This is a genomic window from Streptomyces sp. NPDC088387, assembly GCF_044753385.1.
Classification (GTDB): Bacteria; Actinomycetota; Actinomycetes; order Streptomycetales; family Streptomycetaceae; genus Streptomyces.
In genome coordinates this window covers 23,755-34,709 of record NZ_JBIVNC010000003.1, presented here as the reverse complement: position 1 = coordinate 34,709, position 10,955 = coordinate 23,755, and the positions used below count along the sequence as shown (strand labels likewise).

Genomic DNA, 10,955 nt, shown 5'->3' with positions numbered 1-10,955 from the left:
CGAGGATTTCTGAGTTCGCTCGGGCGTAAATTGGGAGCCTCCGTCGGATGGAAATCGGCGGAGGCTCCCGTGCATTTGACGGCAACCGTGACGGCAACGTCAGCGGACGACGGCAGCAGTGGGCGGGTTGTCGCGCGGGGCGAGGGCGTCGCCGAGGGTGTCGATGGCCTGGCGCTCGAGGCGGAGCCGGACGTGGGCGTAGACGCCGGCGGTGACGCCGATGTGGGCGTGGCCGAGGAGTTCCTTGATGACGACGAGGTCGACTCCCTGCTCCAGGAGCAGGGTCGCGGTCGAGTGCCTGAGGTCGTGAAATCGGATGCGGCGGAGGCCGGCATTGCGGAGGAGCGTGGTGAAGGTGCGGGTGAGGTTGGTCGGGTCGATCTGTCTGCCCGGCGCTGTGGTGAAAACGTGCCCGTTGTGCTGCCACGTGGAGCCTGCGACCTCGCGTTCGCGCTTCTGCTGATCGCGGTGGAGCTTCAGGGACTGGGCACAGCGGCTGGGGAGGGCGATGCGGCGTTCGGAGGCCCGCGTCTTGGTGGGCAGCGTGACGAGCCCGCCCGCGCTGGTGCGGCGGATGGCGGCGGTGCCCGCGTCGAGGTCGAGGTCTTCCCAGCGCAGGCCGAGGAGTTCGCCCTTGCGGAGTCCGGTGTGGAGGGCGAGTTCGGCCGGTGCGGACGTTGCGGGCGACGTTGCGCGGGATCTCCTCCTCGCGGACGGCGGGTTCCAGGGCGGACTTGAGCACGGAGTGGATGTAGGTGAGCGTCAGCGGCGGGAGCACCTTGCGGCAGCACTGCCCGACGGCACAGCAAGGGGGCTCATCACGGGCCGAGTGTTTTCTGCGTTGCTCCAGCTGCCGGATGACGTCTAGGGACACGTTCGAGCGCTCGGCCAGTTCCCCTTGGGTCAGGGAGGCCAGGCGGCGCAGGCGTCGGAGAGTTTGCCCCAGGTCGTCGTTTGCCACGTTGTCACGTACGCCGACACGGTGGCGCGCGAGGATGGCTGTGGGTCCGGGCGTGATGTTCAGCGTCCGAAGAGCGCAACGGCTCCCGGGGGTGCCCCGGCGGGGCCATTCCGCTCAGTCACTGTTCAACCGAACGCCCCGGATTGCGGCGGAGGAGCACCCCGCGTCGACGTGCCCGAGAGGTGCGTCGAGGGCCCCGCCGGTGGGATGGTGACCTTCTTCGGCATGATCTGCACAGCATCCACACCGCCGCCGGGGCCGAATGGAGACTCGATGAGTGCGTTGCCTGTTCTTCTTCTTGTGCACGGGGCCTGGCACGGTCCCTGGTGCTGGGAGCAGCTGATCGACGAGCTTCCGGACGTCGATGTCCGGACCGTCGCGCTGCCCAGCAGCGGCACCGGTGGCGGTGGTGACGCCGGGGCCCTCGGGGACCTGCGCGACGACGCCGCTGTCGTGGCCCACGCCGTCGCGGAGATCGACGGGCCGGTCGTCGTCGTGGCGCACTCCTACGGCGGTGTCCCCGTCACCGAGGCGCTCGGATCCGCGGCGAACGTGCGGCGGGTGGTCTACCTCTGCGCCTTCCAGCTGGACGCCGGCGAGTCGGTGCTGTCCGCGGTCGGTGGTACTCCGCCGCCGTGGTGGGACGTGCGTGAGGACGACGGCACCGTCGCGGCGCTCGATCCCGAGCAGGTCTTCTACGGTGACGTGGAGCCCGGGCTCCGGGCGCGGGCCGTCGCCCAGGTCGGCCTCCAGTCGCTCGCCGCGTTCTCCCAGCCCCTCACGCAGGCCGCCTGGCACACGCTGCCGAGCACCTACGTCATCTGTGAGGCCGACGGCGCGATCCCGCCGTTCGCGCAGGAGGCCATGTCCGGGCGGGCCCGGGACGTACGGCGGCTGGACGCCTCGCACTCCCCGTTCCTGTCCCGGCCCGCCGAGCTCGCCGCCCTGCTCCGTGAGGAACTCGGTCGGTGACCCAGCTCGAAACGGTTCCCGTCGAACCGCTGCTCACCCACGACTACGAGATCCGGCGCGCCGAGATCCACGAGGAACTGCGCGGCCGGTACGGGCCGGTGGCCCCCGTCGACCTGCTCGGCCTGCCGGTCTGGCTGGTGCTCGGCTACGACGAGTCGCTCACCGTCCTGCGGGACGGCGACCGGTGGAAGAAGAGCCTCGGCCATTGGCGCGCGTACAACGAGGGCCGCATCCCGGCCGACTGGCCCATGCTGCCCGCACTCGAGTGCGACATGATGGTCTTCTTCGACGACGACCGGCACCGCGCGGCGCGGGCGTCGTTCGAACGCGCCGTCAAGCCGTTCCAGGACGTCTCGCGCCCCAGCGCCCGGCAGTTGAAGAACCTGATCACACGGTACGCGGACCAGCTCATCACCTTTCTGTCCGAGGACGGCGGCCGCACCGGAATCGCCGATCTGAGCGGCCAGTACGCCCGCCCGCTGCCGCTGATGGTCACCAACCGTCTGCTCGGCTTCGCCGACGCCAAGGGCGACGAGGTGACCATGGACGTCTGGCGGGTGCTGGACGCCGGACCCGACGCCCCCGCCGCGATCGGCCGGCTCATCGGCGCCCTTCAGGAACTGGTCCTGGAGAAGCGCGCCCGGCCGGGCGACGACATCCCCTCGTACTGGCTCGCCGAGGACCCCTCCGTGAGCACCGCGGAACTGGCCTGGGAGCTGTACCTGGTGCTGTGCACCACCGCGGACATGGTGGGCGCACTGCTGTGCAACGCCGTGGTCGAGGTGCTGACCGGCGACACCGGCGCGCGGGCCAGCCTGTCGGCCGGCATGGTCGGCGAGGCGGTCAACCGGGCGGCGCTCGCCAACCCGCCCATGCACAACCTCACGTTCCGCTTCCCCGTTGCCCCCGTCCGGCTCGGCCGCTTCGTCATCGCCGCCGGAGACCCCGTGATGGTGTCCCCGGCCGCCGCCCACACCGACCCGCTCTTCGCGCGGAGCGCCGGCCGGAACGCCACGGTCAGCACCCGCGCCCATCTGACCTGGGGCGCGGGACCGCACCAGTGCCCCGGCCGGGACCTGGCGAGCAGCATCGTGGCGATCGGCGTGCGGCGGCTCTTCGAGCGGTTCGCGGACGTCCGGCTGACCCTGCCGAGGGACCAACTGCCCTGGCGTACGTCCCCGCTGATGAGCGGACTGCGGTCGCTGCCGGTGCGGTACGTCCTGGCGGACATCCCGGCACAGTCCGCGCCCGCCGTGCCCACGCCTGCCGGCGCCGACCCGGCTTCCGTCGTGCCCACGGCCGCCGTCTCCGCCCCCGAGGCGCCCGCGAAACCCGCCCGCTCGTCGTTCTGGCGCCTTTTGGCGAGCCTGCGCCGCCGCCCGGACACGGAAACCCGCCCCGACGCAGGGTGACGCCCGGACACCGGCGCGCGGGAGTGGCGTAACGCACTCACCCCGCCACCATCCGTCACCACTGTGGGAAATCTGTGTGGAGATCCCGGCCCGTTCGGAGCCAATCGTCGATCCCGGGCGTCCACTTTGGGAAAGTACGGCTGTGCGGGTTCGGCGGCGCTCACGGCAGGTGACCGGCCGGAGCGGTCCGGACCCGATGGAGCCGGTGGACACGAGTGACGGAAAGAGCAAGGAGCTACGGGGGCCATGGCGTGGGACGAATGGGAACAGCTCAAGGCGGAGGCGGCCGAGCGGCGGTCCACCGGGATGCAGCTCAACCAGCTGCCGCCCGACGGGGGCAGCGGCGGCGGAGGGCCCAACAAGACCTCGTACGGTGATCTGAAGGTCGGGCAGGACGACCTGGCGGCGATCGGCGACCGGGCGTTCCAGCTCTTCGACAAGCTGGGCAAGCAGGGGCGGGTCGCCGACGCCAGTACGGGCAGCGCGGCGAGCGATCTGAAGACGCAGGGCTTCGCCCTCGGGGGCGCGCTCGAACGGGTCGACCAGCAGTGGGAGAAGCAGCTCACCTCGCTGATCGACGCGTGCGCGCACATCTCCAACCACATGGAGTTCTCCGGCAAGGTGCACCAGGGCGACGAGTACCACGTCGTCGGCCAGGTCAGCTCGATCGCCACCCTCGACCAGGGCTTCGACGAGAACCCGGCCAACCCGGAGGGCCGATGAACCTCAACAGCCTCCGCTTCGGGGAGTTCGGCAAGCTCTCCACCGCCGTCGCGGACTGGACCACGCTCATGAACAACCTGGAGGCGCTCCAGCGCGAGGCCTCCGAGGGACTCAAGGGCTTCGCCGACAAGGCGAACTGGGCGGGGGTGAACTCGCAGGTGTCCAAGCAGTTCATCACCAAGACGGCCGGCGAGTTCTCCGACGCGCACCGCCAGGCCAAGACCGTACGGAACATCCTCCAGGACACCCACGACGAACTAGTCGGGTACCGGGACCGGCTGAAGACCGCCATCGACAACGGGCTGAAGAAGAACCTCACCGTGATGGACACCGGCAACGGGTCCTTCACGGTCACCATGAACGTGCATCCGGACCGCGCGGCCGAGGGGCACAAGCCCCCGGACCACAAGCCGGAGGACGTCACCGCGCTGCGCGACGAGGTGCAGCGGATCCTCCAGGACGCCACCAACAGCGACAACACCGCCGCCGAGGCGCTGAGCGCGATCGTCGGCCAGGCCGAACTCGGCTTCTCCGACGCCGCGTTCGACGACCGGGACGCGGCGGCGCAGTCCCTGCGGGACGCCCAGCGCGTCGCGGACCTGGCGCGGAAGGGCGACGACATGTCGCCCCAGGAGTTCGACGAGATGAACCGGCTGCTGGGCGCGCACAAGAACGACCTGCTGTTCCAGGAGAAGTTCGCGACGACCCTCGGACCGAAGGCCACCCTCGACTTCTGGGCGGACATGTCCGACCCCACGGACGGCAGCCGGCTGCTGCACGACCGCAGGGACCAGTTCGCCGAGTTGCAGAAGAACCTCGGGCTCACCCTCGCCGGCGCCACCCAGTCCGACTCGGGCGCCATGCGGAACTGGACCGACCAGATGATCCAGAACGGCGAGCAGCGCTTCACCCAGCGCGGCGGCGACGTCTACGGCTTCCAGATCATGAGCAACCTGATGCGGACCGGGGACTACGACGACAAGTTCCTCAACCGCTACGGCGACAAGCTCGTGGCGATGGAGAAGGAGATGCGGATCCCGGACCGCTACTGGCAGATGGAGCCGACGTTCAAGACGAACTTCATCGGCGAGGAACGCGGCATGGACCCCATGTCCGGCTATATGAACGCGCTGTCCAACAGCCCGGACGCGGCGACCGAGTTCTTCCGGGACGATCAGCCGCAGGACAACGCCCGCTGGGTGCTCAAGGACCGCCCGTACTTCGACGACAGCCCGCTGCACGACGGCCCCAACGAGGGCAAGGACGCCGCGGGCCGGGCCCTGATCGCCGCCACCACCGGCATGAACCCGAACGACCCGAACGCCCGCTTCGTCGAGCACACCGACGGCAACCGCCAGGTCCTCGACCGCTCGCTCGGCATCCTCGCCGAGACCAAGGACGACTTCCCGGCCGAGTTCCGCGACGACATGGCCAAGATCCTGTCGAACCACGGCGACTCCGTGCACCACACGATGAGCGCGCACGCGACGGACCCGAACGACCCGCGCCAGCTCGACCGCGCGCAGCTCCTGGAGGTCACCAAGCAGATCTCCCGCGACCAGGGCGCCTACGGCATGCTCAACGAGGGTCTGACCCACGAGATCATCCGGGACATCCGCAACGACCACCCCGACGACCCGCGCGAGACGCTGCTGCGGGCCGGCGCCACCATGGGCTTCCTGGAGGAGGCCCGCTACCAGGCGCTGGAGGTCGACAAGGACGACCCGTCCTGGACCGCGAAGTTCGTGGAGAGCGGGGTCGGCGCGGCCGTGAGCTACATCCCCGTCGCCGGTCCCGTCGTCGACAAGGGCGTCGGCATCGTCGTGGAGGCCTGGAAGGTCGACGAGACGCAGCGCATCAACGAGGAGAACCAGCGGATGAGAGGCGACACCTTCACCGCCCGCGAGGGCCAGCTCCAGGCGCTGGCGGACGAGTGGATCGCCGCCAACCCGGGCGGTCTCGACGGCGCCAACCGGTACACCGTCACCGACGAGATCAACGGTGCCGCGTTCGACGGCAACAACCGGGCGCAGGGACTGGTGGGCAAGTGACCCCGCGAGGCGGGCAGGTGACCTCGGGAGGCGGGCACGCGATCCCGGGGGGCGGGCAGGTGATCTCGCGGGGCGGGAAGCGGTCCCGTCCACTCGTGACCGGGTCCCGTCCACTCATGATCGGGTCACGTCCGCTCGTGACGGCGGTGGCGGCCGCGGTGCTGGCCGTCACCGCCTCCGGGTGCGGGGACTCCGGGGACTCCGGGGACTACGCCGTGCCGGGCACGGTGTGCGACGTACCGGTGGACCCGGACGCGCTCTCGCCGCTGCTGCCGGACGGCGGGAAGCTCACCGACAGCCGTACCGACAAGGGGCGGGGCAGTGTGTCGTGCCGGGTGAGTGTGGACGACTCCCTCGTCCTCTATCTCGCCGGCGATGTCACGGACCCGGGCACGGACGCGGTGTCCCTGGAGGACCGGGGGCTGGTCCGGCTCGGCGACCCGGCCCTCGTCGAGGGGGCGGGTGACACGGCCGCGGTGGCGGACGGCGGCGCCAAGGCGATGGCGCGCTGCACGGCAGGCGGTGAACCGCGGGAGTTCGTGGGGCTCGTCCAGCTGGAGGGCGAGGATCCGGTCCCCACGGGGACGGACGAGCGCCGGGACGCCCTGGCGGCGTTCCTGAAGTCGTGGTTCCCGGCGGCGGCGGAGGCACAGGGCTGTCCCGCCTGAACGCCGGTTCCCGGCGGCTCCCGGATCAGCCCGCCGTGCGCTCCGTCAGCAGGGCCAGCGGCAGGGTGTGGCTGGTGTGGAGCACCTTGGCCCGCAGGTAGCGCACATTGTGGGCGGTGGTGAAGACGCCGGTCGGCACACGGTCGTGGACCGTGATGCCGAGGTCGCGCAGCTGCTCGGCCTTGTCGGGGTTGTTGGAGAGCAGGTCGAGCTCGTCGATGCCGAGGGCGCGCAGCATCTGGGCCGCCGCCGTGTAGTCGCGGGCGTCCTCAGGCAGGTCGAGGGCCGCGTTGGCCTCGTAGGTGTCCAGGCCCTGGTCCTGGAGGGCGTACGCGTCGAGCTTGTTGTAGAGGCCGATGCCGCGGCCCTCCTGGCGGAGGTAGAGCAGGACACCGCCGCGCTCGGCGATGCGCTCGACGGCCTCGCGCAGCTGCGGGCCGCAGTCGCAGCGGGCGGAGCCGAAGACGTCGCCGGTCAGGCACTCGGAGTGCAGCCGGACCAGCGGGGTCGTGCCGGGGGCCGGGGTGCCGAGAACCACGGCGAGGTGTTCCAGACCGTCGGCCAGCCCGTGGAAGGTGACCAGCTCGGCGTCGACGGCGTACCCGTCGCCGAAGCGCAGCGGTACCCGCACGCGAGTGCGGGCGGTGGCGGGGGTCACGGGCACCACAGGTGCTGCGGGGGTCTCGGACATAGGGGTCTCCGGGCGCGTCGCTGGGGTCTGCTTCAGATTTGAAGCAGTCCGTCTGACGTGACCCTACGTCCGCTTGAAAGTTGAAGCAACAAGATTCCGGTGAGAAAGGCGCGTGCTCTCCCGCCTCCCGAGGTGTCCTACGTCGCTCCCGTGCACGGCGTCGACCGCCGCAGCCACGGCACGTCCCCCGGCGCGCGGTGCGGATCCTCGCCCTGCAAGGCCCGTGTGACGCCCGTGAAGATCTCCTCCAGCTGACCCACCTGCTCCGGTGTGAGGTGGTCGAACAGCGCCGTACGGACCGTGTCCACATGGCCCGGCGCCAGCCGCTCCACCACGGTCATGCCCTCGTCCGTGAGCACCGCGACGCTCCCCCGCCTGTCCCACGCGCAGTCCTCGCGCCGGACCAGCCCGTCCTTCTCCAGCCGGGTGACGGCGTACGTCAGCCGGCTGCGGGTGATCTTCAGCAACTGCGCGAGATCGGTCATCCGCAGCCGGCGCTCGTCCGCCTCGGAGAGCCGGGACAGGATGGAGTAGTACAGGTGCGGCATGCCGGCCTCCTGCTGGAGCTGCCGGTCGAGCGTGTCCTCCAGGAGGAGGGAGGCACCGATGTACGCGCGCCAGGCGCGCTGCTCCTCCGGGGTGAGCCAGCGAGTCGTCATACGACCAGTGTAGGTTTGCTTCAAACTTGAACCAAGCCCGCCCACCACACCCCGCCCACCACACCCCACCCGCAGTACCCCACCCACCACACCCCGCCGCCCGCCCCGAGGAACGCCGATGCCCCTTCCCCACGTCCTCCTCTCCGCCGCCGTCTCCCTCGACGGCTGTCTGGACGACACCGGCCCCGACCGTCTGCTGCTCTCCGGCCCGGCCGACTTCGACCGGGTCGACGAGGTACGGGCGTCCGTCGACGCGATCCTGATCGGCGCCGGCACCATCCGCGCCGACAACCCCCGGCTGCTGGTCAACTCGCCCGAGCGGCGCGCCGCGCGGGTGGCCGCCGGACGGCCGGAGTACCCGCTGAAGGTCACCGTCAGCGGCTCCGGCGACCTCGATCCGGCGGCGAACTTCTGGCACACCGGCGGCGAGAAGGTGATCTACACCACGGACAAGGGCGCCGAGTACGCCCGCCGGGCCGGCCTCGCCGCCGACGTCGTACCACTCGGGACCGAGCTGGACTGGCGGGCCGTACTGGAGCATCTGCACGACCGGCGCGGGGTGCGGCGGCTGATGGTCGAGGGCGGCGGCCGGGTCCACACCCAGCTCCTCACCCAGGGCCTCGCGGACGAACTGCACCTCGTCCTCGCCCCGCTGTTCGTCGGCGAACCCACCGCCCCCCGGCTCTTCGGCCCCGGCGCCTACCAGGGCGGCCGCCTCCGCCTCCTGGAGACCCGCCGCATCGAGGACGTCGTCCTCATGCGCTACGAGCCCACCGCGCCCGGCACGGGAGCCGTCGCGTCGGCCGCCGACCGGCACTGGCTCCGGCTGGCCTGCGAGCTGGCGGCCAAGTGCCCGCCCTCGCGGACGGCGTTCAGCGTCGGCGCGGTCGTCGTCGCCGCCGACGGCACCGAACTGGCCCGCGGCCACTCGCGCGAGGACGGCGACCCCGTGGTGCACGCCGAGGAGGCCGCCCTCGCGAAGATCGGCCCCGCCGACCCGCGCCTCGCGTCCGCGACCGTCTACAGCAGCCTCGAACCGTGCGCCCACCGCGCCTCCCGGCCCACGCCCTGCGCCCGGCTGATCCTCGACGCGGGCGTCCGCCGAGTGGTGACGGCCTGGCGCGAGCCCGACACCTTCGTCCCGGACGCCGACGGCAACACCCTCCTGGCGAAGGCGGGCGCCACGGTCCTCGAACTCCCGGAGTACGCGGACGAGGCCAAGGCACCCAACCGCCATCTGCTCGGCTAGGCCGTGTCCGCGGGGGAGGGGCGCACACGCGTCCGTCCCGTTCCGCGCCTGCCATACGGCCCAACATCTGCTGCGGGCACCCGTGCCCGGGGGCACGCTGCCTGTGACGTGGGCGGTGGATCAGGTGGAGGTCGCGATGCGGGTCGTGGGCGGACGTGTGCTGGTGGGCGTGGTGCTGGCGGCGACGGGGCTCGCCGCGTGCGGCACCGAGTCGGGGTCGCGGAGCATGGCGCGGGCGCTCCCCGCCGACCAGGCGTTCACCCACCCCGGCGTGCTGGTGGACAGGGCCCAGCTGGACGCCGTACGGGAGAAGGTCACCGCGGGGAAGCAGCCGTGGCTGAGGGCCTACCTCGACATGCGGGACAGCAGATACGGGTCGTACAAGTACCGGGCCCAGCCGCACACGACCGTCTCCTGCCCGGCCGGTGACCTGCCCGGCCGGGGCTGTGTCGAGGAGCGTGAGGACGCGATCGCCGCGTACACCCAGGCCCTGCTGTTCACCGTGACCGGCAAGCGGCAGCACGCCACGAAGGCCGCCGAGATCATGGACGCCTGGTCGGCGAAGCTGAAGCGGCACACCCGGGTGAACGCCGGGCTCCAGGCCGGGTGGGCCGGGAGTACCTGGGCGCGGGCCGCCGAGATCGTCCGGCACACCCCGGGCGCGGACTGGCCGCAGGACCGGGTGCGGCGGTTCGAGGGGATGCTGCGCACCGCGCATCTGCCGTACGTCACCAAGCGGGTGCCCGAGCGCAACGGGAACTGGGACCTGGTCACCGCCGACGCCGCCATCTCGATCGCCGTCTTCCTCGACGACCACAAGACCTTCGACCATGCCCTGACCCGGTTCCGCGAGCGGGTGCCGGCCGTCTTCTACCTGGCGAAGGACGGCCCGCTGCCGAAGAGCCCGGTGGGTTCCGGCATCCGGGACCAGAAGCAGCTCAAGGCGTTCTGGTTCCGCCCGCGCGCGTTCAAGGACGGCCTCTCCCAGGAGACCTGCCGCAACTTCGCGCACGTCGGCCACTCCGTCGCGGCCACCGCCCATATCGCCGAGACCGCCTGGCACCAGGGCGTCGACCTGTACGGAGACGCCAAGGACCGGCTCCGGGCGGCCCTCGCACTGCACGCCCCGTACCAGGAGGGCCGGGCGGCGCCGGGGTGGCTGTGCGGCGGCCGGGTCGAACGGGACATGGGCCCCGACCTGGAGGTCGCCCTCAACCATCTGGAGAACCGTCTCGACACCCCGGTCCCGGCCGCGCACCGGCTCGTCCACCGCTCCCGCCCGGCCGGCACCGACGACCTCTTCGTCGCCTGGGAGACCCTCACGCACGCGGACAATCCGGGGGACTGAGCACGGCCCCGCCCGCCAGGCCGCGGGGTTTTCCGGAGGGGCAGCGGTGGCCTGCGTAAACGCGTGTGCTTTTGGTCCCGCGGATGGCGTACACTGAAGTCACAACGGCGCGGGGTGGAGCAGCTCGGTAGCTCGCTGGGCTCATAACCCAGAGGTCGCAGGTTCAAATCCTGTCCCCGCTACTGAAAACTCAGGGCCCGGAATCCAGATCATGGATTCCG

9 protein-coding genes, 1 tRNA gene and 1 pseudogene are annotated in these 10,955 nt (G+C 71.3%); 8 read left to right on the top strand and 3 right to left on the bottom strand.

What is annotated here, in order from left to right; all coding sequences use genetic code 11:
- Positions 1 to 99: 99 nt before the first annotated feature.
- Positions 100 to 961, bottom strand: a pseudogene (locus tag ACIQAC_RS08325) (site-specific integrase).
- Positions 962 to 1,234: 273 nt separating this feature from the next.
- Between ACIQAC_RS08325 and ACIQAC_RS08320 the strand changes: the two are divergent.
- The 5 genes from ACIQAC_RS08320 (at position 1,235) to ACIQAC_RS08300 (ending at position 6,787) form a co-directional block, all read left to right on the top strand.
- The gene (locus ACIQAC_RS08320) at positions 1,235 to 1,933 is read left to right on the top strand and encodes an alpha/beta hydrolase (RefSeq protein ID WP_402188271.1); all 699 of its coding nucleotides are present in this window, start codon (positions 1,235 to 1,237) and stop codon (positions 1,931 to 1,933) included.
- Entirely contained in the window at positions 1,930 to 3,345 is a 1,416-nt protein-coding gene (locus ACIQAC_RS08315; RefSeq protein WP_402188269.1) for a cytochrome, read from the top strand. The genes ACIQAC_RS08320 and ACIQAC_RS08315 overlap by 4 nt, the downstream gene beginning before the upstream one ends.
- A gap of 246 nt (positions 3,346 to 3,591) precedes the next feature.
- Entirely contained in the window at positions 3,592 to 4,068 is a 477-nt protein-coding gene (locus ACIQAC_RS08310) for a hypothetical protein (protein WP_402188267.1), read from the top strand.
- A complete protein-coding gene (locus ACIQAC_RS08305) occupies positions 4,065 to 6,119 on the top strand; it encodes a DUF6571 family protein (protein ID WP_402188266.1) in 2,055 nt (684 codons plus the stop codon). Before ACIQAC_RS08310 ends, ACIQAC_RS08305 begins: the two co-directional genes overlap by 4 nt.
- A 116-nt stretch (positions 6,120 to 6,235) precedes the next feature.
- Positions 6,236 to 6,787 (top strand): hypothetical protein, encoded by a 552-nt coding sequence (locus tag ACIQAC_RS08300; protein ID WP_402188264.1) that lies wholly within the window; start codon positions 6,236 to 6,238, stop codon positions 6,785 to 6,787.
- Positions 6,788 to 6,812: 25 nt separating this feature from the next.
- Here ACIQAC_RS08300 and ribA read toward each other — a convergent pair whose 3' ends face one another.
- A complete protein-coding gene (gene ribA / locus ACIQAC_RS08295) occupies positions 6,813 to 7,478 on the bottom strand; it encodes a GTP cyclohydrolase II (protein ID WP_402188262.1) in 666 nt (221 codons plus the stop codon).
- A gap of 137 nt (positions 7,479 to 7,615) precedes the next feature.
- Positions 7,616 to 8,137, bottom strand: a complete 522-nt coding sequence (locus ACIQAC_RS08290; protein WP_402188260.1) for a MarR family winged helix-turn-helix transcriptional regulator — start codon at positions 8,135 to 8,137, stop codon at positions 7,616 to 7,618.
- A 118-nt stretch (positions 8,138 to 8,255) separates the two neighbouring features.
- Between ACIQAC_RS08290 and ACIQAC_RS08285 the strand changes: the two genes are divergently transcribed.
- The 3 genes from ACIQAC_RS08285 to ACIQAC_RS08275 all read left to right on the top strand — a co-directional run bounded on the left by ACIQAC_RS08285 (position 8,256) and on the right by ACIQAC_RS08275 (position 10,916).
- The gene (locus tag ACIQAC_RS08285; RefSeq protein WP_402188258.1) at positions 8,256 to 9,386 is read left to right on the top strand and encodes a dihydrofolate reductase family protein; all 1,131 of its coding nucleotides are present in this window, start codon (positions 8,256 to 8,258) and stop codon (positions 9,384 to 9,386) included.
- 136 nt (positions 9,387 to 9,522) lie between these two features.
- Positions 9,523 to 10,734 (top strand): alginate lyase family protein, encoded by a 1,212-nt coding sequence (locus ACIQAC_RS08280; protein WP_402189256.1) that lies wholly within the window; start codon positions 9,523 to 9,525, stop codon positions 10,732 to 10,734.
- Between the two features lie 108 nt (positions 10,735 to 10,842).
- Positions 10,843 to 10,916 (top strand) — tRNA-Met (locus ACIQAC_RS08275).
- Positions 10,917 to 10,955 lie beyond the last annotated feature (39 nt).